The sequence below is a fragment of the Aurantiacibacter marinus genome (genome assembly GCF_001021555.1).
GTDB classification, from domain to species: domain Bacteria; phylum Pseudomonadota; class Alphaproteobacteria; order Sphingomonadales; family Sphingomonadaceae; genus Alteraurantiacibacter; species Alteraurantiacibacter marinus.
In genome coordinates this window covers 222,772-245,073 of record NZ_LDCP01000001.1, presented here as the reverse complement: position 1 = coordinate 245,073, position 22,302 = coordinate 222,772, and the positions used below count along the sequence as shown (strand labels likewise).

Here is a 22,302-nt window from a genome sequence, read left to right as displayed (position 1 = left end):
TGATGGGTGATGAGTGACGGGACACGCGTGACAGTCGCCGCTGCGATCAGGGATGCTGCACAGCGCCTTTCACAAACCTCTGGCACAGCAAGGCTTGATGCAGAATTGCTCATGGCCCAAGCGCTGGGTTCATCCCGCTCCGATCTGTTGCTGCGGCACATGCGGGATACGGCGCCCGGCGCCTTCGAGGCGCTGATCTCTCGCCGCGCGGCAAACGAACCCGTGGCCTACATCCTCGGCGTGCAGGAATTTTACGGCCGTGAGTTCATGGTAACGCCGGATGTGCTGATCCCCCGAGCGGACAGTGAAAGCGTGGTTCAGGCTGCGCTCGAAGCAGCACCGGAGCCCAGACGAGTGCTCGATTGCGGCACAGGGTCAGGCGCGTTGCTGCTGACGTTGCTCGCAGAACGTTCCGATGCCCGCGGCGTGGGGATCGACAGTTCGCCAGCCGCGCTGGAGGTGGCCAGACGCAACGCCGTTGCCCTTGGTGTTACGCAGCGCGCGCAGATGCTGGAGAAAGACTGGACCAAAGCAGGGTGGGCGGATGCTTTCGGTACTTTCGATCTCATCATCGCCAATCCGCCCTATGTCGAGGTCGACGCTGATCTTTCCCCCGATGTGCGCGCATATGAGCCCCCGCAGGCGCTGTTTTCCGGACCCGAAGGGCTGGACGATTACCGAATTTTGATCCCGCAATTGCCGCAATTGTTGACAGAAACGGGCGTAGCAGTGCTTGAAATCGGGCATATGCAAGCCGCCAGCGTCATGAAAATCGCTTCAGAGCAAGGCTTTGCAGCCGATGTTCGTGTAGATCTGGCCGGACGGGACAGGGCAATTGTGTTGCGATTAAAGCTTGGCAAAGGCGAATCGAATAGCTAACTCTAATGCAAGGCCTCGGTTGCAGGGAATTGCCCGGGTCCTTAAAACTCCTACATTTGCCTGACAGGGGGCGGTCTACCGCTTTCATTCGCGCAGATGATGGGCGAACTGCAATCCATGTGGGATGCGTTCGATAAGGGGTCATCTGATCGCATGCGGCCAAAAGGCTGCCGATCGAGACAGGAAGCGGAATTCCTTTGAACAACAATCGCAATAACAATCGTCGCCGGGGCCGCGGAAGCAGCAATAGCAGCAACCGTGGTGGTGGTGGCGGAAGCCCGAACCAGGCCAACCGGATCGACAGCCGGTCGCGCGGCAATGCGCCGCAGATGCTGGACAAGTACAAGAAGCTTGCTCACGAAGCGCAGCTGAATGACGACAGGGTGCAAACCGAATATTATCTGCAGTTCGCGGATCATTATTTCCGCGTCCTGGCCGACATCAAGGCGCAGAAAGACGAACAGCGCGCGAAGCGTGATGGCGAACGCGGCGATTCTGACAGTTCGGACGACCGCGATGACGATGATGATGATGATCGCCAGAGTGGCCGCAGCAACGACCGCGGCGGCGACCGCAACAACGATCGTGACAATGACCGCGGTAAGCCGCGCCGGAACCCCCGCCAGCGCAGGGATTCGAATGAACCCGAGCAGGGTAATGAAGGCGACGAAGGCGATCAGGATGATGGCGAAAACCCGTTCACCCGCGATGCGCCAAAACCGCGTCAGCCGCGCAAGCCGCGTGTGGAGAAGGATTCGTCAGACGGGCCCAAATCAGACGGGACCAAGTCAGACAGGCCGCGCGCTGCACGCCCTCGCAAGAAGGCTGTGACGGAAGATGCCGCGAACAATGATGGCAGCCTTGATCCAAGCATGCTGCCGCCAGCCATTTCGCGTGGCAGCGCAGCTGCCTCCGGTGATGCTGACGAATCGCCAAAGGCAAAGAAGGGCCTTCGCCCTCGCCGCCGTCCGCGTGATGAAGACGGTGAAGAATCGCTCGAAGCCGTCGGCTGATTGCCCGGTTTCCGGCGCGCCGCACTTGCCTGTCGCATGACCTTGATTGGCCGCTCGTTTCCGATAATCGATCATAGCCCTGCGCGCAGCTGGCTTTGGGCGCTCGCGCTCGGCCTGCTGAGTGCTGCGGGCTTTGAGCCGCTGGGCCTGTGGCCTGTAGCCGCGGTCGCAGGGGGGCTGCTCGTTGTGCTCGTTTCACGGGCAGAAACCCGCAAACAGGCCTTATGGCTCGGCTGGCTGTTCGGCTGGGCGCATTTCACACTCGGCAACAACTGGATTGCCACCTCTTTCACTTACCAGGCGCAAATGCCGGAGGTGCTTGGCTGGTTCGCCGTGCCGCTGCTGGCAATTTATCTTGCGGCTTATCCCGCCTTGGCGGCGCTCATCGCGCATATCATCGGCCGCAAAGGCCAGGGATGGGCCTTTGCTCTGGTGTTTTCCGCTGCGTGGATTGTGACCGAATGGCTGCGCGGGTGGGCCTTTTCCGGTTATGCGTGGAACCCCTTCGGGATGATATTGCTCGGCCCGTTCGACCGTCCCGGCCTTGCTGCACTGTCCCCGCTCATGGGCACTTATGCCCTGTCCGGGATCGCCATGCTGCTGGGCACAGCGGTAGTTCTGTTGGCGGGCGAGAGGCGACTGCGCGTAATGGCGCTGGTGGCGGCATTGGTGACAGCAGGCATGTATTGGCCAGCGCCCGCTCCTCGAGAGGGCGATCTGCTGGTCACCATTGTGCAGCCCGATATCTTGCAGGAAACACTTAACGATCCGCGCGCGTTTGAGCCCAACTTCCAGCAATTGGCGGGTCTTTCACTGCCGCTCGATAGGCAGGACCCCAGGCCACGCATTGTCCTTTGGCCCGAAAGCGGCATGGTCGATTATCTGCGGGAAGGCTATCCGCAGCGCTATTATGACCGGACAACTGCGCTGGGCAGCCCGATTTTCGCGCGTCGCCGCCTTGGCCAATCGGTTGGTGCCGGCAGTGTCTTGCTGACGGGTGCGGTCGATCTGGAAATCGGCGCGGATGAAAGCGGCATTGAACGGGCGATCGGCGCGCGCAACGCAGTGACAGCGGTCTCTGCCCAGGGTGAATTGCTGGGCGGTTATGACAAGGCGCATCTGGTGCCATTTGGTGAATATCTGCCGATGCGCGAATTGCTGGAGCCGCTGGGTCTGTCGCGTCTTGTGGCGGGCAGTATTGATTTCTGGCCCGGACCGGGACCGCAAACGCTCGATCTGGGCGAATATGGTAAGGTAGGCCTGCAAGTTTGTTACGAGATTGCCTTCCCCGGACAGGTGACAGACCGCGCCAATCGGCCGGACTTTATCTTCAATCCTTCCAGTGAAGGCTGGTTCAATGGCTTCGGTCCTCCGCAGTTTCTGGCGCAATCGCGCATGCGGGCAATCGAGGAAGGCCTGCCAGTGCTGCGCGCCACGAACAAGGGTATCAGCGCAGTTATCGATCCGCGCGGTGTCGTCCGTAACTATCTCGGGCAGAATATGACGGGCCGGATCGACACGGTTGTTCCCCCTGCAGCTGCGCCAACTCTGTTTGCCCGGATGGGCAATCTGCTGTCGCTGATCTGGGCGGCGATCATCCTGCTGACCGGCATCGTTGCCATGCGGCGAAAGGCTCGTTAGAGCCGCGCATCAAATCCATTCCAGATCCACGAGAAGGCAATCTCCAACATGCGCCAATCCTACCTGTTTACTTCCGAAAGCGTTTCCGAAGGTCATCCTGACAAGGTTTCTGACCAGATTTCCGATGCCATCGTCGATATGATGCTGGCAAAAGATCCTGAAGCCCGCATCGCCTGTGAAACAATGACCGCGACCCAGCGCGTTGTTCTGGCTGGCGAAATCCGCTGCAAGGGCGTGTATGAAAACGGCGAATGGGCCGATGGCGCCCTGCAAGAGATCGAGCAGATCGTCCGGAATACCGTTCGCGACATCGGTTACGAGCAGGACGGCTTCCACTGGGAAACGCTGACGTTCGAAAACCACCTGCACGGCCAGAGCGCGCACATCGCGCAGGGTGTTGATGCCAGCGGCAACAAGGACGAAGGCGCTGGCGATCAGGGCATCATGTTCGGCTTTGCCTGCGATGAAACGCCCGACCTGATGCCGGCACCGATTGATTACAGCCACAAGATTCTCGAACGTCTGGCAGCTGACCGAAAGAGCGGCGCAGCGCCATTCCTTGAACCCGATAGCAAAAGCCAGGTCACGCTGCGTTACGAAAACGGCAAGCCGGTTGCTTGTACTGCGGTGGTTGTGTCCACCCAGCATGCCGAAGGGTATGACGAAGGCGAAAAGGAAGCTGAATTGCACGCCTATGTGAAGGGCGTCGTCACTGATATCCTGCCGGAAGGATTCGTTTCCGACGCAACCGCGTGGCACATCAACCCGACCGGCAGCTTCGTGATCGGCGGTCCCGATGGCGATGCAGGCCTTACGGGCCGCAAGATCATTGTTGACACCTATGGCGGCGCAGCCCCCCATGGCGGCGGTGCATTCAGCGGCAAGGACCCTACCAAGGTTGACCGCAGCGCGGCCTATATCACCCGCTATCTGGCAAAGAATATTGTTGCAGCCGGCCTTGCCACGCGCTGCACGATTCAACTCGCCTACGCCATCGGCGTGTCCAGCCCATTGTCGCTTTACGTCGATACGCACGGCACCGGGACGGTGGATGATGCTGCCCTGGAAGAGGCAATCAAGGGCATCGAGAAGCTGGGCGGCCTGACGCCGCGCGGCATCCGTACGCATCTCGGCCTGAACAAGCCGATTTATCGCAAAAGCGCGGCCTATGGCCATTTCGGTCGCATTGCCGAGGGTGATTTCTTCCCTTGGGAGCGTACAGATCTGGTGGACGACCTGAAGGCCGCTGTGGCCTGATGTGATGGACGGGGCATGGTGAGCGTAGAAGGAACTCCGCTCACCGCCTCCGTGCTTTCCCCTGATGGCAAGCGCATCACCGCGCTCGACGCTTTGCGCGGGCTGGCGGTGATCGGCATTGTGCCGATGAATGCGATCGCCTTTTCCATGCCGCCCGCCGCCTATTTCAATCCGCGCGCCTTTGGCGGGGATGGCCCGCTGGAAACGGCGCTCTGGGCGATCAGCTTCCTGTTGATCGAGGACAAGTTCCGCACCCTGTTCGCCATGATGTTTGGCGCGGGCGTGGCGATGCTACTCGGCAAAGCGCGTGAGCACCCCTTGCGCGGACACTACGCCCGCATGCTGGTGCTGCTCGCGATTGCCATGGTCCACGCGATCATGCTCGCCAACAATGATGTGCTGCGCAGCTATGCGGTCGCAGGCATGCTGTTGCCGCTGGCGGCAGGGTGGCAAGTGCGGACCCTGCTGTGGGCCGCAGGCGCAATCATGGCGGCGCAGCTTGCGGTGTCGGGATGGTTTGCGTGGGACTGGCTGGCCTATTGGTATGAGCGAGCGAGCGGCGCAATGGTCGATCCGGCAGCGCATCTTCAGGCGGAGCAGGATTACGGATACAACCCGCAGGCCATTGCCGCTGCAGTAGAGCGCGCTGGCGAAGGGCTGGGTGAACGGATGTTCCGGCGTTTGACGCAGGCTCCGCAGCAGATCAGTTTTGTGATCGCGTCTCTGCCGTCCGCTTTGGCCGCGATGCTTGTGGGCGTTGCCTTGTGGCGCAGCGGATTGCTGGCAGGACAGTGGGAGGCGCGCCGTGCGCTCACTTTGGGAGCACGCTGTGCTGCGATTGCTGTGCCAGTTCTCGCAGGCCTTGCTGCATGGTCCATCACTACCGGCTTCGATCCGATTGTGACGACCGCCAATGCGCTTGTCTGGAGTGCCCCGTTCGACCTTCTCCTCGGCATCGGCTGGGCTGCACTGGCGATGGCGCTGTTTGGCAGCGCCTGGCGAGGCACTGCCTTGGTTACACGCCTGGCCGCCGCCGGACGCATGGCGCTGACCAATTATCTCGCGACCAGTCTGATCTTCGCCATCCTTTTCATGGGCTGGGGGCTTGGCCTGTTCGCCGAGGTTTCGCGAGGGCAAGCGCTGCTGCTAGGCCTCATCCCGATTGCCGCGATGCTGCTATGGTCCCCGCCATGGCTCGCCCGTTTCCGGCAAGGTCCGGCGGAATGGCTGTGGCGCAGTCTTTCGAGCGGCACGCGCCTGCCCTTCAAACGCTGACGACGCGCACAGCATCGCCATCGGCGCGCAAATGGCGGGCGGCGATGAAATAATGCGCTGCGGCCCAAAGATACACCGCGCCGCAGCTGGCCATCGCCAGCGCCAGTCCTTCGGCAGCACCATAATCGCGCGCCAGACGGTCACTCAGCCAGCCGAGCAGTGACGGGCCAAGCCCGCCCGCGATCCCGTAAATCCCGGTCAATGTGGCTGATGCGGTGGCGCGCATTCTGGGATGCATCAGGTTCTGCAGGCTCGCATAGGTGATGCCGAGATAGGCGAAGTTGCAGAAAGTGGCGAAGCTGACCAGCACCAGCAGGAGGTCAAGCTCGTCCCGCAAAATGGCAAACGCATACAGCGGTCCGCCAACCAGCATGGCGATGGCCGGGATCAGGGCGTAAGCAGCGGGATTGCGCTCTCCCAAGCGGTCTCCAAGCCAGCCGCTGCCGATTACCGATAGCGCGGCCGGGAGACTGGCGGTGATGCCGGCGTAAAGCCCCGCCTCGGCCAGCCCCAGCCCGAATTTGCGCACCATCAACGAGGCAAAGAAGAACACCAGACCAAAACCAAGCATGGCTGCAAGAGCGGACCCGGCAACAAAGTTGCGCGCGCTTGGCAGGCCAAACAGGCGCGCGAACACGGCGGAGATTGGCGGCACGTCCTCTCCCGCGCCCGGATCAAATTGCCCGCGCTTCGGCTCCGCCACGAAAACCCATGCCACCACCCCTAGGATCAATCCGGGCACGGCAGCCACCAGAAAGGTCATCCGCCAGCCAAATTCCTGCGCGACCCAGCCGCCGCCCAGAAATCCAAAGAATGCGCCAAGCGGTGGGGACAGCAGCAGCACAGACATCGCCAGCCCTCGCTTGTTGGCGGGGAAATAGTCCGCGATCACAGATTGGTTGCCCGGCAGGCCGATGGCTTCTCCAAGCCCCACGCCCATCCGCGCGACCAGCAATTGTATCCAGCTTCCCGCCGTACCGCACAGCGCCGTGGCCACGGACCAGATGATTGTGCCTGCTGATATCAGCGTCAGGCGCCGCACGCGTTCTGCAATGCGCGCCACCACCAGTCCCGCGCCGATGTTCAGCGCGGCAAAGGCCCATGCCATCAGGCTGACCTGCAGGTCGGTAAGGTCAAATTCGGCCTTCACAGGCTCGACCAGCACGTTCACCACGATCCGGTCGATAAAGCCTACCGTGCCGATGGCGGCCAGTACGATAAGGGCGAACCATGGCGAATGCCTTTGGGATTTCATGCAGCATATCTCACGTCTGCGGGCATAGACTGCGATGCGCGTGAAGCGGAAACGAAAATGGCGGCTCTCCCCAAAGTTACCTCACGAGTAAGCCGCCATTTCAGTGTGCGATACGCCGGCCGTCAGGCAGGCACGCCGTCCTTGTTCTCTCGCACCCAGCGCCCGACCTTGCCGCCAAACCTGGCTATCGCGTGCATATTGAAGAAGTGCCAGAAGCCCAGGACCAGTACCGCCAGCCCTACCTTGGTCGCGACGAAGCGGATCGCCTCGGCATAGGTCTCCGGCTCTGCGCCAAGGCTGATGGTCAGCAGGATGAAACCGATGTTGACGAGGTAGAACCCCACCACCAGCAGGTGATTGGTGCTGCGCGCCAAAAGTTCATCATGGCCGAAGCAATCGATCAGGAACACTTCGCCATTGGTGCTGAGAGTGCGGGCGACCCAACCGGTCATGCCGATGGCGATCACGAGATAGGCGAAATAGCTGGCTTCGATCATTGTTCGTCTCCTTGCTCAAAACAGAAGGTCGTGAATTGGGTTGGTGCGGGGTTCTGGTTGCGGCGTATTTGCATCCGAGAGCAGCCGCATTCGGTGCCTTGCCCACACGAAGCTCGCTGTGAGCCCCGCAACTAGTCCGGCAGCTCCGAATATTCCGAGGGCCTCCCAACCCACACTATCGCCGTAAAACGCTGTCGCGATCAGTCCGAAGAGCACTCCGCCTAACGCCCCGACGGCGAGGTAGGCCTTGAGCCTTTCGGCGCGGCGCGCACGAAGTATTCGTGTGGTCGGAAGCCCGATCATCAGCATTCCGGCGAGGACAAGCGGCACGGCAATCACGATCGGTGCAAACGCCAGCGTGAGGCGTGAAAGGACATCATTCGACGGGCCGAGGTCCAGGGCGACAAGGATGGTAACCACCGTGAAAGGCCCGCCGCCCACCAGCGTCCCCGCAGCGACCGCGCGCAAGAGGGCCACGATGCACGAAGGCTTCGCGAGTGCCTGTGATTTCTGTAAATTAAGAAATACCTGGTCGGAGTTCGGCTGGATTGTCATTTGCCAGTCCTTTCGATTGAGGTCTTAGTGCTTGGTCGGTTTGGTGCCGCGAGACGGGATGAAGCGCGCGACTTTGCCGCCCATCTTCATCAGCGAGACCAGCGTCGATTTTGGCAGGCGGCGCACGTCATCATACCAGCCGCCCAGAGTGCCGAGGAACTGGTGCATCCGGCCAATCCGCTCGCGAATATGGGCAGGCACATCCTTGCGGCCCTGCAGCTTGTCGGAAAGCTCTGCCAGTACCGCGATAGTCGGGTCGATCTCGCGCTTCTTGCGCTCCACCGCGATCTTCATCAGCATGTCCCACAGATCGGTTTCGGCAGTGAAGTGGTCCCGCCGGTCGCCGATCACATGGGTGCGCTTTACGATGGCATAACCCTGCAATTCCTTGAGCCCGGTAGATACATTGCTGCGCGCCAAGCCCAGCGTCTCGCAGATTTCCTCCGCATTCAACGGGCGGTCGCTGAGATAAAGCAAAGCATGGATCTGGCTGACCGAGCGGTTCACGCCCCAATGGGTGCCCATTTCCCCCCAATGGAGAATGAAGGCTTCGGCCTCTGGGATGTCTGTGACTTTCAAGACTCGGTGCCGCCTTTTTCTATTTCTGTAAATTCAGAAATAACGGGAACGGCTGGGGAGTCAACCCGCTTCTGGTAAGCCGCGTGGGCCTGTCCGGAAATCCTCGATCAGCTCGCCGCTCTCGCCAATCTCGGTCTCATGGCTCGGCTCACGCCAGTCTTCCGCCAATGCCTCGGCTTCCCATTGCCGCATCGCCGGATGCGCGAGGATGTGGTCCACCCACGCCTGGCCTTTACCAACGTCGAGTCCATGTGACCGGACGCGGAATGCCACCGGCGCGAAGAACGCATCGAGCGCGGTGAAGTCCGGCCCGGCCAGCCATGGCCCGCCAAAGCGCTCCAGCCCTTCCTCGAACAGCTCTGTCAGCCGCGCCACATCCTTGTTCAGCGCCGCGTCGTGCGGGCCCATGCGCACGCGCACGCCCACATTCATGGGGCACTGATTGCGTATCGCAGAGAAACCGCCGTGCATTTCTGCTGTGCCGCACATGGCAAAGGCCCGCGCGGCCTCGTCTATCGGCCAGACCCCGTCATGCCGCTCCGCCAGATAGAGCACGATGCCGAGCGAATCCCACACGGTTTGCTCACTATCCAAAAGCACCGGCACCTGTCCGGTCGGGGAGAAAGCGCGAAACTCGTCGTAGTTCACAGCGCTTGCAAACGGCTCGATCCGGTCGGCAAAGGGAATGCCCAGCGCCTTCATCAGAACCCATGGGCGCAGGCTCCAGCTGGAGTAGTTCCGATTGGCAGTGATGAGGGTGTAGCCGGACACGGATCTCAGCTCACATAATGCGCAGTGGTTTTCTCCGCGACTTCCTCCGCCGTCACACCGGGTGCCATTTCCACCAGCTTGAACGGGCTGTCATGATCGGGACGGCGGAATACCGCGAGATCGGTGATGATCATGTCGACCACATTGGTGCCGGTCAGTGGCAGGGTGCATTCGGGAATAAATTTGGGGTCACCGTGCTTGCTGGTGTGCTCCATCACCACGATGATCTTTTTGACGCCTGCGACCAGATCCATCGCGCCGCCCATGCCTTTCACCATCTTGCCCGGGATCATCCAATTGGCGATGTCGCCATTCTGCGCCACTTCCATCGCGCCCAGGACAGTAAGGTCGATATGCCCGCCGCGGATCATGCCGAAGCTGGTCGCGCTGTCGAAATAGGCACTGTGCGGAAGCTCGCTGATGGTCTGCTTGCCCGCGTTGATCAGGTCCGCATCTTCCTCGCCTTCATATGGGAAAGGGCCGATGCCGAGCATGCCGTTCTCGCTCTGGAGCGTGACCTGCATTCCTTCGGGTATGTGGTTGGCGACCAAGGTGGGGATGCCGATGCCAAGATTGACGTAATAGCCATCCTCCAGCTCCTGCGCGGCGCGGGCGGCCATTTGATCGCGGGTCCAGCCATGCGATTCTTCGGACATACAATATTTCCTTCAGTCGAGCGGATTGGGGATAAGAAACCATCCATCGCCGATCATCGGCTCAAGGCCGCCAGCAGAGGATGGGTCGATCAGATACAAATACAGATCATCAAAATCGCGCACGTCGTCGCCCGCGATGGCAATCGGACAATGGGTTTCAAGCAGGGCCTGCCGGCGCGACTGCTTCAGCTCGCCAGGATAGCGCTGCACGAACAGCGGGTCGCGGGCAGTTGGATCAAGACGCGTTTCAAGCAGTCGCTGACGGATTGCGCCTGCATCCTGCGGCTCCCGGTCGGTGATCCACGCGACCGCCACGCCTTCGCGGCGTAATGCATCAAGCAGGGGAACGAGCGGAGAATTCTGCGCATTCGTTCCAGACAGTTGGACAAGCCCGCCTATCGGATCCAGATCGATCAGGATCGCTGGCACTCCGGCTTCGCATTGTGAGCGCGTGGGTTGCAGACTGGCCGGATTGGCGAGGAGCGCGGAAAACTGCCCGTCCATACCGGCAGCCAGCGCGGCCAGGGCATGCATACGCAATTCGCCAAACGGGCCATCAATGGGCGCAGCGGCAACAGGTGCGGGAAGCAAACTGCCCTCCACCAGGGCATATTGCCCCAATGATGCCACCGCGATGCTATCGGGGTCGATTGCATTGCCTTCGGCGATCGCCTGCCGTGTCCGTTCCCCGGTAACCGCATTGCGCACGACTGCACCTGTCGCGAGCAGCGGCACGGCTGCTGCGGCAAGCACGCATCCTTGCAGGCTGACCGCTGCGGCAATCAGCACAATTGCCCGGATGAAAGGCGCGCGCATGAAACTCAATTGGCGCACCTCGATGTGCCGCGCCCCAGCATTACGCCGCCTGCCGTGCGCGGGTGGTCGTGAACTCGATTTTCTTGTCGTACGGTGCGCCCACGACCATGCGCTGGACAAAGACGCCGGGCAGATGGATGCAATCGGGATCGAGCGCGCCTGCGGGCACCACTTCTTCCACTTCCACCACGCAAATCTTGCCGCAGGTGGCGGCAGGCTGATTGAAATTGCGCGCCGTCTTGCGGAACATCAGATTGCCCGTTTCATCCGCCTTCCATGCTTTTATGATGGAAAGGTCAGCAAATATGCCGTGTTCGAGGATATAGTCTTCGGGTCCATTAGGGCCTTCAAAAGACTTCACTTCCTTGCCCTCGGCAACCTGCGTGCCAACGCCGGTCTTGGTGTAGAAGCCGGGAATGCCCGCCCCGCCTGCGCGCATGCGTTCTGCCAGCGTACCTTGGGGGCAGAATTCCACCTCCAGCTCTCCGGCGAGATATTGGCGTTCAAATTCCTTGTTCTCGCCGACATAACTGGAGATCATCTTGCTGACCTGCCGCGTGCGCAGCAGCTTGCCGATACCTTCATTGTCGATTCCGGCATTGTTGCTGGCGAAGGTCAGGTTTTTCACTCCGCTGTCCTGTATTGCACCAAGCAGCCGTTCAGGGATGCCGCACAGGCCAAAGCCGCCCGCTGCGATCAGCATGTCATCATGCAATATTCCGTCGAGGGCGGCGGCGGCATCGGGAAAAAGCTTCTGCATCAAAGATCCTTTGGCGGCTAACTGCGTTCCTTTTGGCGATTAGAAGCTGGCGCCCCGATTGTCACCCCGTTCGAATCAATGCTGCAGCGCGGCATATGCTTCGGGAAATCAGCGTTTCCGGTTTCAATTCGAGACCCGGTTGGCTTTGTATGGCGACCAAAAAGCCATACAATTCAATGCCTGCATAATTCTGTTGCGCTATTTGCAACATAGATTGCTCTTTTCGCACTTGCGAAATGAACGTTCTCCCAGCATATCTCTCCTTGCCTTTCAGGCATCCTCTCCCAAAACTTCCAAGGCCCGGTCGGCTTCGACCGGGCCTTTTTTCTTGTCCGATTTCTGCCTGCCTGCGGCACCATGATGTCGCCCGGTGGTTTGTAATAGGCCGGATGGCTACCTAGGTTCCCGGTTCAATTGTTTGACACAAGGATTGGGCGATACATGGCTGAAGACGCAAGCGCAGACATCGAAACGGGCACGGTAAGATTGCAAGTGGCTGCGGCGCGGCAGGAAGAGTCGGGGCGGGGCGTGGTTCGTATGCCGCGCAGCGCCTTTCAGACGCTTGGGATTACCGAAGGCGATTTCGTCGAGATCGAAGGTAAGCGTGTCACCGTTGCCATTGCTGCCGCTGCCTATGACGAGGACGAAGCCCTCGATGTAATTCGGTTGGACGGGTTGCAGCGCGGCAACGCCGAAACATCGTCCGGCGAACATGTCATCGTGCGCCGCGCGACAAGCAAGCCTGCGACACGCGTGGTGTTTGCACCTTCGCAGCGCGAAATGCGCCTGCAAGGCCCGACCGAAGCGCTGAAGCGCGTGTTCTTCAAGAAGCCCCTGACTGCCGGCGATCTTGTAGCAACGCATGGCCAGCAGCCGGTGCAGAACGTGCCCGCCGAAGTGCGCCGCATGTTCAACGCACCTGCCTATGCGCTCACACAAATTCGCCTGCAGGTTGTGTCGACCACACCCAAGGGCATCGTCCATATCGACGAAAACACCGAAGTCGAACTGCGCGCCGAATTCGAAGAACCCCGCGATGCACGCGGCATGATCAATTACGATGATGTCGGCGGCATGGAAGACACCATAAAACAATTGCGCGAAATGGTGGAACTGCCGCTGCGCTATCCCGAACTGTTCACCCGTCTTGGCGTCGATCCGCCCAAGGGCGTGTTGCTGCATGGCCCTCCGGGCACTGGCAAGACACGTCTGGCGCAGGCCGTTGCGAACGAATCCGATGCCGAGTTTTTCATTATCAACGGGCCGGAAATCATGGGCAGTGCCTATGGCGAAAGCGAAAAGCGGCTGCGCGAAGTGTTCGAAGAGGCCGAACGCAGCCAGCCGGCGATCATCTTCATCGACGAAATTGATTCCATCACACCCAAGCGCGAGAATGTGCAGGGAGAAGCTGAAAAGCGCCTTGTTGCACAGTTGCTGACACTGATGGACGGGCTGCACGCGCGTGCCAATCTGGTCGTGATTGCCGCCACCAATCGTCCCGATGCCATCGACGAGGCGCTGCGAAGGCCGGGCCGGTTCGACCGCGAAATCATTATCGGCGTTCCCGATGACAATGGCCGCCGCGAAATCCTTGCCATTCACACGCGCGGAATGCCGCTGGGTGAAGGCGTGGATCTGATGGAGTTGGCCCGCTCCACCCATGGTTTTGTCGGTGCCGATCTTGCCGCACTGACGCGTGAAGCTGCGATCGAAGCGGTCCGCCGCATCATGCCGAAAATCGATCTCGACGCGCGCGAAATTCCGCCCGAAGTGCTGGACGAGCTGTGCGTTGAAAAGGGCGACTTCCGCGAAGCTCTTAAACGTGTGCAACCATCGGCCATGCGCGAAGTGATGGTGCAGGCTCCAACCGTCGGATGGAGCGATCTGGGCGGGCTCGATGAAGCCATCGACAAGCTGAAAGAAGGCGTCGAACTGCCGCTGAAAAACCCGCAGGCATTCGAAGCGATTGGCATTCGTCCGGCGAAAGGCTTCCTGCTTTATGGCCCTCCCGGCACCGGCAAGACCTTGCTGGCGAAAGCTGTTGCGAAGGAAGCGGAAGCCAATTTCATCTCGATGAAAAGCTCTGACCTCCTCAGCAAATGGTATGGCGAAAGCGAGCAGCAGATCGCCAAGATGTTCGCCCGCGCCCGCGCCGTTGCGCCGTGCGTCGTGTTCATCGACGAAATCGATTCGTTGGTACCCGCGCGCGGTTCAGGCGCAGGCGAACCGCAGGTAACGGCGCGCGTGGTCAACACCATCCTTGCCGAAATGGACGGGATGGAAGAACTGTCGTCCATCGTGGTTATCGGCGCGACCAACCGCCCGACACTGGTGGATCCGGCCCTGCTGCGACCTGGCCGCTTTGACGAATTGGTCTATGTCGGTGCGCCGGATGAGGCAGGCCGCAACCATATCCTGAAAATTCACACCAAGAATATGCCGCTGGCTGATGATGTCGATCTCACCAAGATCGCTGCCGAGGCCGAGAGGTTTACCGGAGCGGATCTGGAAGACGTGGTGCGCCGCGCCGGCCTCAGCGCTATCCGGCGGTCCGAGGGCGCTCCGAAGAATGTGACAGCCCAAGACTTTGTGGAAGCGATGAAGGACAGCCGTGCAACCGTGACTGCCAAGATGGAAGCAGAGTACAAGAAGATGAAGGGAGAGCTGAAAGCGCGCGCGATGGAAGTGCGTCCGATCGGCTTCCTGACCGACGATATGCTCAAATCAACGCGCGACGAAAAGCATTAGGGGTCTTGCGCTCCGGCATCCGCCGGAGCGTCCTCCCTGCTGCTCCTTCCATCTGGACAAGTTCAGGCCGCGGGGCCGGTCCGGGCGGCCATTCGGCTTTTGTCGTACGCTTGCTGCGCATGAATCCAAAATTGTCTCAGGGAGTAGTCGCGAGGCGATGGCTTATCGCGCGCCCGGCAGCATGGCTCAGGGCGCGTTGGGTTCGCCTGCTTTGGCGTGGCCGCCAGGTGCTTCCAGCCTGTGGCGGATAAGCGCGTCCGGCATGTTTTCGCGCAGCCAATCCAGCATATGCTCGCGCACTGCGCATCGCAGATTGAAGACATTGGCAATGGTGGAAGCGCTGACTGAAATGCGCAGCTCTATGCTTTCGGGATAAGCTTCCGTCATAAGAACGGCAGCAGTCCGCCCGTCCCACAGTTCGTGATCCTTGACGAAGCGTTCGAGTTCCGCACGGATGGGCGGCACATGGGTCGCCGGATCAAGATGCAGGAACACAGGCCCGGTGAGCATCTCGCTTTTGCGGGACCAGTTTTCGAAACTGGAATCCAGCACCTGCGCGGTCGGCACCACCACCGCACGTTCATCCCAGGTGCGCACGATGATAAATGCCATGTGGATCTCCTCCACCCGGCCCGTATGCCCTTCGATCACCACCAGATCGCCCAGCCGCAACGGTTCTGTAATGGCTATCTGCAACCCTGCGATCAGCGATTTCAGGGCTGGCTGCGCGGCAGCACCCACGGCCAGCGCCGCAAGACCGGCGGACGCGAGCAAGGTCGCCCCTATGGTCTGCACAGCCGGGATCGTGAACAGCATCAGGCCAACGGTGATGACGATAATGGCAATCGTCGCGGTCCGCGAAAGAATCGCGATGCGCGTGCGGCGGCTGCGTATCGCGACCGGATCGCTCGCCGCCTCCATCCGCATTTCCATCGCTGCAGTGTAAGCTTTGATCAGTGAATAGGCGATCCAGCCAAGCAGGGCAGGCCTCAGGAACTGCCCCAGCGGTTCCCACACGTCTGCAAGCGTGGGATCGATCTGCGCCGCGATTGTGATCGCAATTGCAATCAGCGACCATTTGATCGGTCTGCGGATCCGCCGCACAAGCATGTCGTCCATCGGCGAATCCGATGTACTTGCCAGTTTGAGCACGATGGCGAAGGCGAGCCGGTAGATCAGCCAGGCAAGCCCGATCGCGATGGTAAGCACAACGGCGGCTTCGCCGATTTCGATCCAGCCGATATTCCAGTTTTGCGGGTTCAGTTCTTCAAACATGCGCGCGACCTAGAGCGGCGCAGGCAATGTGACAACAACAGTCGGTAGACGCGATCAATGCGCTGCATCCCAGCTTGGCCCGGTACCGATTTCTATTCCCAGCGGCACGTCGAGCCGGACCGCGGGCAGGGCGGCGTCGGCCATCACCTGTTTTATCACCTCGCTGGCGGCTGCAACATCGCTTTGAGGAAGTTCGAACACCAGTTCATCATGCACTTGCAGCAACATGCGCACATCGGGCAGGCCCGCATCGGCCAGTGCTGGCAACATCCGCACCATCGCGCGCTTTATGATATCGGCGCTGGTGCCCTGTATCGGCGCGTTGATAGCGGCGCGTTCACTGCCTTGGCGCTCTGCCTGATTCTTGGAATTGATGCGCGGGAACCACGTCTTGCGGCCAAACAGCGTTTCGGAATAGCCCTTCTCGCGCACCTCTTCCAAGGTGCGAACGATGTATTTCTGGATGCCGGGGAAGCGTTGGAAATAGGTGTCGATCATGGCCTGCGCCTCATCCGCTTCCACGCCGAGCCTTCCGGCAAGCCCCCAACGGCTGATGCCGTACAGGATCGCGAAGTTGATCGTCTTGGCCTGCGCGCGCGTGTCCCGCGTCACTTCGCCGTACATTTCCTTCGCGGTGCGGGAGTGGATATCTTCCCCGCTGGCAAATGCCTCCTTCAGCGTGTCAACATCGGCCATGTGCGCTGCCAGTCGCAGTTCGATCTGGGAGTAATCGGCGGCAAGCAGGACGTTGCCATCTTCGGGCACGAATGCCTTTCGAATCTGCCGCCCGATTTCGGTGCGGATGGGAATGTTCTGCAAGTTCGGATCGGTAGAGGACAGCCGCCCGGTCTGCGCACCCACAAGGCTGTAACTGGTGTGGACGCGGCCGGTGCGGGTGTTGATGGCTTCCTGCAAGGCATCGGTATAGGTGCTCTTTAGCTTGGACAGCTGGCGGTATTCCAGCACCTTGTTGGCGATGCCCGCGCCTTCATTTGCCAGCCGCTCCAGCACGCTGAGGTCGGTGGAATATTGCCCGCTCTTGCCCTTCTTGCCGCCTTTGTAGCCCATCTTTTCGAACAGCACTTCGCCCAGCTGCTTGGGGCTGCCGATGGTGAAGGGCTCGCCCGCTGCCTCGTGGATTTCGCCTTCGAGCCGGCCAATTTCACCGGCAAACGTTTCTGACAGGCGCGCCAGTTCGGTGCGGTCCACCTTGATGCCCTCGCGCTCCATATGCGCAACGACGGGGATCAGCGGGCGGTCGACGCGCTGGTAAATGCGCACTGCGCCTTCAAAGGGCATGCGGTGAGAAAGAAGCGCGTGCAGCCGCCATGTCACATCGGCATCTTCAGCGGCATATTCGGTCGCGCGGTCCAGCGGCACTTCGCCAAAGGAAATGGCCTTCTTGCCGGTCCCGCAGATGTCCTTGAACTTCAGGCAGGTGTGACCAAGATGACGCTCTGCCAGTTCATCCATGCCGTGCCCGCCACCGATGCCGTCCTGGCTGCGGCCGGCATCCAGATCGAAGCTCATGATCATTGTGTCATCGACCGGGCTGACCATGATATCGTGGCGTGCGAGGATGTTGATATCGTATTTGATATTCTGCCCGATCTTCATCACCGCATCGCTTTCCAGCAGCGGTTTCAGCGCCTGCATTGCGGTCTTGCGGTCCACCTGCTCCGGCTTTTGGGCGAACATGTCGCTGCCGCCCCCTCCTTCATTCAAATGGGCGAGCGGAATGTAGCAGGCATCATTCGGGCCGAGGGCGAGGCTGACCCCGACCAGATCGGCGGAAATGGCATCAAGCGCGCTGGTTTCGGTATCGACCGCGACCAGCCGCGCAGCAGTTGCGCGGGCAATCCAGTGCTCCAGCCGCTCCATTGTCTGCACACATTCGTAGGCACTGCGATCGACCGCGGGCATTTCTGGCAGCGGCTGCGAATCGCCATGTGCCGCAGGGTCTGCGCCCGCCGTGTCAGGCGTGGCGGGATCGAGATTGGTCTTGCGCCCCGGACTGCCGGCACCAGCGCCCAATCGCTTCAGCAATGAATGGAAGCCGTGTGTTTCCAGAAATTCAGCCAGCGGTTCGGGCGGAATGCCTTCAAGCTTCATGTCATCCAAGGCGATAGGCAGTGGGCAGTCAGATTTCAGTTCCACCAGAACGCGGCTCAATTCCGCCATTTCGCGGCCTTCCAGCAGGCGCTCTTTCAGCTTCGATTTCTTCATGTCTGGCGCGGCATCCAGCACTGCGGTCAAAGATCCGTTCTCGGCAATCAGCTTTGATGCGGTTTTGGGGCCGACACCGAAAATGCCGGGAATATTGTCTGCCGTATCGCCCATCAACGCCAGCACATCACCCAAAAGCTGTGGTGGGACCCCGAATTTTTCCTCAACTTCGGGAATGAAGACGCGGACGTCTTTCATCGTATCGAGCATGTCGATGCGGGCGCCGTTTTCCTCGCCCACCAATTGCATCAGATCCTTGTCGGACGATACGATGGTTACGTCCCACCCTTCGCGCTGCGCGGCGAGGGCGTAGCTGGCGATCATATCGTCTGCTTCGACATCAGGTTCTTCGATCATGGGCAGTGAAAACGCGCGGGTCGCATCGCGAATCAGCGGGAACTGCGGGACCAGGTCTTCAGGCGGCGGCGGGCGATTCGCCTTGTATTCGCTGTAAATCTCGTTGCGGAAGGACTTGCTGGATTTGTCCAGAACGACCGCCAGATGCGTTGGCCCATCGGCATCATCCAGATCCTGCGCCAGCTTCCACAGCATGGTGGTATATCCGTAAACAGCGCCAACAGGCGTGCCTTCCGGATTGGTTAGCGGCGGGAGCCGGTGATATGCGCGAAAGATATAGGCCGAACCATCGACCAGGTAGAGATGCTGTTTATCGGCCATATCCGCCTGCTAGCACGCTGTTCGCGCTCGGTCAGCAAACAAGTTTTTACGGATAGAACGCCATGTTTGTGACATTATTTTGCCCCAATTGCGCCATATTTCACTTGCGGATGGTCAATTGTGGCCTTAATTAGGCAATCAAGTCGACCAGGAAGGTCGGCTCCAGGATCGGCGAGTTGCCATTCCTGAATAATCGCTAATTAAAGGGTTTATACCTATGCGTAAGATCGTTTTTGCTGCCGCAATCGCCGGCGCCGCTCTCAGCCTCTCCGCTTGTTCGGAAGCTACTGAAGAAAATGCTGAAGCCACCGCTGAAGGCGCAATGGCTGACATGGAAACCAATGCCGACGCCGCTGGCGACGCTGTTGAAGGCATGGCTGAAGAAGCCGGCGCCGAAATGGACGAAGCTGCTGCTGAAGTCGACGCTGCTGTCGACAACGCCGAAGCTGAAATGGAAGCAGAAGTCGCTGAGTAATTAACTCAGCGGATTTCTTCCGACAAAAATCGGGGCGTGGCCAGCGATGGCCGCGCCCTTTTTTTTGGCAGAGAATTGATATCGCGGCAGGATGCATATGATTTCACGAAAGGAATCTGATATCAAACTTTGTCAGCAGTGCCCTGAGTGTGCGGCTGCCGTTCCGTTCAGCAAGACCCAGATGCATCTTGGAAAGCCGTTCAAATGCGGTGGTTGCGATCGGGCATTAAGAATTGATCGCAATTACTGGATTCCACTGTTGGCGCTGGTAACCTTCTTCCGCTTCAAAAACGATATTTCGGGCTTTCTGGAAGGGGCCATACTGGTCCTGAGTCTCTTCGCAGCGATCTATGCCCTGACGGCTATTTTCATGCAGCCCAAGTTAGTGAAGTCATGATTGCTGGCTGACCCTTCGTGGCAAGCGAGCAGAATTAACGCGGCGCTGCAGCGCTGCGGTATTCCGCGCTGGTGTAATTGCGCGCTGCTTCTTCCTGATAGCCATCATAAATACCGCGCGCGATCGAAGCGATGCGGCGTTCCCGATTCAGGCGGCTACCTTGCCCGGTGACATAAATCGCCACGGCAATGGAGCGGCCATCCGGACCTGTGAGGATACCAATATCGCTGGACGTATTGTTCAGCGATCCGGTCTTGTGTGCCACTGTCACATTGTCCGGCATCAGCGCGGGAATGCGGCGCGTTCCGGTTCGGCAACGTTCCATCGCATCGATGATAACTTCGCGGCTTGCACTGTTTAGCCAGCGGCCCTGATAAATTCCTGCAAGCAATTGCACCATGGTTTCAGGTGAAGCGCTGTCGCGCACGTCGATATGACTGGCCGGATCAAATTCGCCATCGTCGCGGACCAGCGTGGCAATATCACGGTCGAGACTGAAATCGCGCAGGCCGGCGCGGCGCGCCCAATCATTAACTGCGGCAGGCCCGCCAACTGCGGCCAGCAGGGCGTCCGTTGCGGGATTGGAACTGCGCGTGATCATGATGTCGATCAGTTGAAGCGCTGTCATATACTCGCCGCGCCGAACCGGAGCGGCATTGGTGGAAAACGGACGGGAACGAACTGCCCAAAGCAGCGGAAACTCGCTCGTCAGGCTCCAGCGGCCTTGCTCGACACCTTCCAGATAAGTCGCGGCAATTGCGATCTTGCTGGTGCTGGCCATGGGGAAACGCTGATCGCCAAGGACCGAAATAGTCTGCCCGGTCGCCAGATCTACCGCGGCCACGCCTATGCGGCCTTCGCTGCCATTGGCGAGCTGGGCAATCCGCGCTTCGAGCGCATTGTTGAGATCTGGCGCGTAGCTGCGTGGAGTGCGGACTTCGGTGCCAAAGGCATTATCGAAGGCACTTTCAAAACCGTCCGACTGGGCATGAACAGGCGCTACCGGCGCAAGGGCAAGCGCCAGCAGGGTAACGAAACGACCTATCCGAACAAATTTCATATCAACGCCATGGCAGAAACATGCTTTGCGTTTGCTTAACATGTAAAAGATTGACGATAGCCGCGCGACGAAATGCGCTCAATTGACGATGTGTTGAGTCGTTTTGGGTAAAAAGCGCCCGGTCCGGGACCAATCAGGCTGCTGCGATGGCCTTCTCGATGCGGTCGAGCGGTTCGCCGGTCAAAGCCTTGTCGATCTCCCCCACCAGCCGCTTCTCCAGTTCCTTGTGATAATGGCGGCGCATTTCACCCAGGGTCTTGGGATCGGCAATGACCACAAGGTCGTCCATCTCGCCGCCAAGGGCTTTCGCGTTCAACCATTCTGCCGCAGCAGCGGCATGGGCCAGTTCGTCAAGATCGGTCTTGCCCTTCATCTGGCTTCCCGCGTCCTGATGCTTCACTCCGGCACTGAAGTTGGTTGCTTCGAGCGCTGGCTCGGCAACTTTGGTCAGCCTGGGTTCGAAAATCTGACCATCATTGCGCAGCAATACGAAGCGTTCTCCATCAACGAGTGCGATATGGGCTTTGTGCGGACATTTCATGATGGGATCCCTGTTCAGAAAAAGTGTCACTTGCCAAACGGCCAAGCGACAGGAAAGTGCCGGAAATCAGGTCTACTGCGGCTTGCGCAGGCGCCAGGCAAACTGATCGGTGCGGCCGCGAATGGTCGCTTCGAAAACATTTTCATCACGCGGATCGTCTGGCCGCGCATAGAGATCGCTTTCTGCATCCATTTCAAATCCGGCAGCTGTCAGCGTGGCCAAGGCAAGATCGGCATCCATGCGGTGGAGTGTATTGGCAGCTTCTGCCCCGGCGCCGTCCGCTGCCAGATGATCGACAACCACCAGCGTACCTCCGGGTTTCAATGCATCGAACAGCATCGCTGCCGCTGCATCCGCAGTTCCTTCGGGGAATTGATCGAGATACAGATCGTGGAAGTTCATGACCGTGATGATCGTGTCGAGCGGTTCCGGCCAACCCGGCTGGGTTAGCGGAGCGCGCAGCGGAAAGACCGTGACCGGATTCCCGTCATCATCCGAATACCGCCGGACAGTATCATCCTGATCCTGAGCATAGTCGGGATTGAAACCGATAAATTCGTCTGGCTGGAAAGCGTAAACGCGGCCGTCCGCGCCAACGGCAGTGGCAAGCAGGCGCGTGACATAGCCGCCGCCCATGATGAAATCACCGACCACGTCGCCCCTGTCGATCTGGGCAAAGGCAAGCAGTTCGCCGGGTTTGCGCGCGGCATCCTGTTCCTGATCATCCATCCGCGAAATATCGTTGATCGCCTGCATATACTGGCGCGCGCTATATTCGTTGGCGGGTGCTTCGGCTTCGCTCTGCTTGTTGGAACTGCAGCCGGCCAGCACCGGCATGCTGGCGAGCGCGGCGATGATCAATAGGTTTCGCATTTCTCTTTCCCCTTGGTCCTGCCGGTACAGAATAAACCGTGGGCAGGCGGGAGGCAAACCCAATACTGTATTGAC

General features: G+C 59.8%; 21 protein-coding genes. 8 read left to right on the top strand and 13 right to left on the bottom strand.

Translation table 11 applies throughout. The features are described 5' to 3' along the window. Positions 1 to 9: 9 nt before the first annotated feature. The 5 genes from prmC to AB731_RS01115 all read left to right on the top strand — a co-directional run bounded on the left by prmC (position 10) and on the right by AB731_RS01115 (position 6,065). On the top strand, positions 10 to 879 hold the full coding sequence (prmC, locus tag AB731_RS01135) for a peptide chain release factor N(5)-glutamine methyltransferase (RefSeq protein WP_047093180.1): 870 nt from the start codon (positions 10 to 12) through the stop codon (positions 877 to 879). Between the two features lie 197 nt (positions 880 to 1,076). Continuing rightward, on the top strand, positions 1,077 to 1,892 hold the full coding sequence (locus AB731_RS01130; protein WP_047092772.1) for a DUF4167 domain-containing protein: 816 nt from the start codon (positions 1,077 to 1,079) through the stop codon (positions 1,890 to 1,892). Between the two features lie 36 nt (positions 1,893 to 1,928). After that, complete coding sequence (gene lnt / locus AB731_RS01125; protein WP_047092773.1) at positions 1,929 to 3,533, top strand: apolipoprotein N-acyltransferase; 1,605 nt, start codon at positions 1,929 to 1,931, stop codon at positions 3,531 to 3,533. Positions 3,534 to 3,581: 48 nt separating this feature from the next. Continuing rightward, complete coding sequence (gene metK / locus AB731_RS01120) at positions 3,582 to 4,790, top strand: methionine adenosyltransferase (RefSeq protein WP_047092774.1); 1,209 nt, start codon at positions 3,582 to 3,584, stop codon at positions 4,788 to 4,790. Between the two features lie 15 nt (positions 4,791 to 4,805). Beyond that, a complete protein-coding gene (locus AB731_RS01115) occupies positions 4,806 to 6,065 on the top strand; it encodes a DUF418 domain-containing protein (RefSeq protein ID WP_047092775.1) in 1,260 nt (419 codons plus the stop codon). On the opposite strand, the gene AB731_RS01110 is transcribed toward AB731_RS01115, so the two are convergent. From AB731_RS01110 to AB731_RS01075, 8 genes are all read right to left on the bottom strand, one after another. After that, positions 6,055 to 7,320 carry an MFS transporter gene (locus AB731_RS01110; protein WP_052768911.1) on the bottom strand — a complete coding sequence of 422 codons (1,266 nt, stop codon included), beginning with the start codon at positions 7,318 to 7,320 and terminating at the stop codon, positions 6,055 to 6,057. The two genes, AB731_RS01115 and AB731_RS01110, sit on opposite strands and share 11 nt — an antisense overlap. A 122-nt stretch (positions 7,321 to 7,442) precedes the next feature. Further along, the gene (locus AB731_RS01105) at positions 7,443 to 7,817 is read right to left on the bottom strand and encodes a hypothetical protein (protein WP_047092776.1); all 375 of its coding nucleotides are present in this window, start codon (positions 7,815 to 7,817) and stop codon (positions 7,443 to 7,445) included. A 15-nt stretch (positions 7,818 to 7,832) separates the two neighbouring features. Next, positions 7,833 to 8,372 carry a hypothetical protein gene (locus AB731_RS01100; protein WP_047092777.1) on the bottom strand — a complete coding sequence of 180 codons (540 nt, stop codon included), beginning with the start codon at positions 8,370 to 8,372 and terminating at the stop codon, positions 7,833 to 7,835. A 24-nt stretch (positions 8,373 to 8,396) separates the two neighbouring features. Next, a complete protein-coding gene (locus AB731_RS01095; RefSeq protein WP_407921636.1) occupies positions 8,397 to 8,897 on the bottom strand; it encodes a GbsR/MarR family transcriptional regulator in 501 nt (166 codons plus the stop codon). Positions 8,898 to 9,011: 114 nt separating this feature from the next. Next, positions 9,012 to 9,722, bottom strand: a complete 711-nt coding sequence (locus AB731_RS01090) for a glutathione S-transferase family protein (protein ID WP_047092779.1) — start codon at positions 9,720 to 9,722, stop codon at positions 9,012 to 9,014. Positions 9,723 to 9,727: 5 nt separating this feature from the next. Next, complete coding sequence (locus AB731_RS01085) at positions 9,728 to 10,378, bottom strand: CoA transferase subunit B (RefSeq protein ID WP_047092780.1); 651 nt, start codon at positions 10,376 to 10,378, stop codon at positions 9,728 to 9,730. A 12-nt stretch (positions 10,379 to 10,390) separates the two neighbouring features. Then, positions 10,391 to 11,203: an HAD family hydrolase gene (locus AB731_RS01080; protein ID WP_156167323.1), complete on the bottom strand. Its 813-nt coding sequence runs from the start codon at positions 11,201 to 11,203 to the stop codon at positions 10,391 to 10,393. A gap of 31 nt (positions 11,204 to 11,234) precedes the next feature. After that, complete coding sequence (locus AB731_RS01075) at positions 11,235 to 11,954, bottom strand: CoA transferase subunit A (protein ID WP_047092782.1); 720 nt, start codon at positions 11,952 to 11,954, stop codon at positions 11,235 to 11,237. Positions 11,955 to 12,395: 441 nt separating this feature from the next. Here AB731_RS01075 and AB731_RS01070 point away from each other — a divergent pair, with 441 nt between their 5' ends. Beyond that, positions 12,396 to 14,702 (top strand): CDC48 family AAA ATPase, encoded by a 2,307-nt coding sequence (locus tag AB731_RS01070; protein ID WP_047092783.1) that lies wholly within the window; start codon positions 12,396 to 12,398, stop codon positions 14,700 to 14,702. A 186-nt stretch (positions 14,703 to 14,888) separates the two neighbouring features. On the opposite strand, the gene AB731_RS01065 is transcribed toward AB731_RS01070, so the two are convergent. Beyond that, positions 14,889 to 15,977 carry a mechanosensitive ion channel family protein gene (locus tag AB731_RS01065; protein ID WP_047092784.1) on the bottom strand — a complete coding sequence of 363 codons (1,089 nt, stop codon included), beginning with the start codon at positions 15,975 to 15,977 and terminating at the stop codon, positions 14,889 to 14,891. A 54-nt stretch (positions 15,978 to 16,031) separates the two neighbouring features. After that, complete coding sequence (gene polA, locus AB731_RS01060; RefSeq protein ID WP_047092785.1) at positions 16,032 to 18,881, bottom strand: DNA polymerase I; 2,850 nt, start codon at positions 18,879 to 18,881, stop codon at positions 16,032 to 16,034. A gap of 217 nt (positions 18,882 to 19,098) precedes the next feature. Between polA and AB731_RS01055 the strand changes: the two genes are divergently transcribed. Then, complete coding sequence (locus AB731_RS01055; RefSeq protein ID WP_047092786.1) at positions 19,099 to 19,356, top strand: hypothetical protein; 258 nt, start codon at positions 19,099 to 19,101, stop codon at positions 19,354 to 19,356. Positions 19,357 to 19,453: 97 nt separating this feature from the next. Continuing rightward, complete coding sequence (locus AB731_RS01050; protein WP_156167322.1) at positions 19,454 to 19,753, top strand: hypothetical protein; 300 nt, start codon at positions 19,454 to 19,456, stop codon at positions 19,751 to 19,753. A gap of 34 nt (positions 19,754 to 19,787) precedes the next feature. On the opposite strand, the gene AB731_RS01045 is transcribed toward AB731_RS01050, so the two are convergent. The 3 genes from AB731_RS01045 to AB731_RS01035 form a co-directional block, all read right to left on the bottom strand. After that, positions 19,788 to 20,813, bottom strand: a complete 1,026-nt coding sequence (locus AB731_RS01045; RefSeq protein ID WP_047093182.1) for a serine hydrolase — start codon at positions 20,811 to 20,813, stop codon at positions 19,788 to 19,790. A 133-nt stretch (positions 20,814 to 20,946) separates the two neighbouring features. Continuing rightward, positions 20,947 to 21,354 carry a baeRF12 domain-containing protein gene (locus AB731_RS01040; protein WP_047092787.1) on the bottom strand — a complete coding sequence of 136 codons (408 nt, stop codon included), beginning with the start codon at positions 21,352 to 21,354 and terminating at the stop codon, positions 20,947 to 20,949. A gap of 72 nt (positions 21,355 to 21,426) precedes the next feature. Beyond that, positions 21,427 to 22,227 carry a class I SAM-dependent methyltransferase gene (locus AB731_RS01035; protein ID WP_047092788.1) on the bottom strand — a complete coding sequence of 267 codons (801 nt, stop codon included), beginning with the start codon at positions 22,225 to 22,227 and terminating at the stop codon, positions 21,427 to 21,429. Positions 22,228 to 22,302 lie beyond the last annotated feature (75 nt).

Coding starts and splice junctions, on each gene's coding strand:
- prmC (WP_047093180.1), top strand. CDS start 10: ATGAGTGACGGGACACGCGTGACAGTCGCCGCTGCGATCAGGGATGCT.
- AB731_RS01055 (WP_047092786.1), top strand. CDS start 19,099: ATGCGTAAGATCGTTTTTGCTGCCGCAATCGCCGGCGCCGCTCTCAGC.
- AB731_RS01110 (WP_052768911.1), bottom strand. CDS start 7,320: ATGAAATCCCAAAGGCATTCGCCATGGTTCGCCCTTATCGTACTGGCC.
- polA (WP_047092785.1), bottom strand. CDS start 18,881: ATGGCCGATAAACAGCATCTCTACCTGGTCGATGGTTCGGCCTATATC.
- AB731_RS01070 (WP_047092783.1), top strand. CDS start 12,396: ATGGCTGAAGACGCAAGCGCAGACATCGAAACGGGCACGGTAAGATTG.
- AB731_RS01040 (WP_047092787.1), bottom strand. CDS start 21,354: ATGAAATGTCCGCACAAAGCCCATATCGCACTCGTTGATGGAGAACGC.
- AB731_RS01105 (WP_047092776.1), bottom strand. CDS start 7,817: ATGATCGAAGCCAGCTATTTCGCCTATCTCGTGATCGCCATCGGCATG.
- AB731_RS01035 (WP_047092788.1), bottom strand. CDS start 22,227: ATGCGAAACCTATTGATCATCGCCGCGCTCGCCAGCATGCCGGTGCTG.
- AB731_RS01095 (WP_407921636.1), bottom strand. CDS start 8,897: ATGGGCACCCATTGGGGCGTGAACCGCTCGGTCAGCCAGATCCATGCT.
- AB731_RS01050 (WP_156167322.1), top strand. CDS start 19,454: ATGATTTCACGAAAGGAATCTGATATCAAACTTTGTCAGCAGTGCCCT.
- lnt (WP_047092773.1), top strand. CDS start 1,929: ATGACCTTGATTGGCCGCTCGTTTCCGATAATCGATCATAGCCCTGCG.
- AB731_RS01085 (WP_047092780.1), bottom strand. CDS start 10,378: ATGTCCGAAGAATCGCATGGCTGGACCCGCGATCAAATGGCCGCCCGC.
- metK (WP_047092774.1), top strand. CDS start 3,582: ATGCGCCAATCCTACCTGTTTACTTCCGAAAGCGTTTCCGAAGGTCAT.
- AB731_RS01065 (WP_047092784.1), bottom strand. CDS start 15,977: ATGTTTGAAGAACTGAACCCGCAAAACTGGAATATCGGCTGGATCGAA.
- AB731_RS01075 (WP_047092782.1), bottom strand. CDS start 11,954: ATGCAGAAGCTTTTTCCCGATGCCGCCGCCGCCCTCGACGGAATATTG.
- AB731_RS01115 (WP_047092775.1), top strand. CDS start 4,806: ATGGTGAGCGTAGAAGGAACTCCGCTCACCGCCTCCGTGCTTTCCCCT.
- AB731_RS01100 (WP_047092777.1), bottom strand. CDS start 8,372: ATGACAATCCAGCCGAACTCCGACCAGGTATTTCTTAATTTACAGAAA.
- AB731_RS01045 (WP_047093182.1), bottom strand. CDS start 20,813: ATGAAATTTGTTCGGATAGGTCGTTTCGTTACCCTGCTGGCGCTTGCC.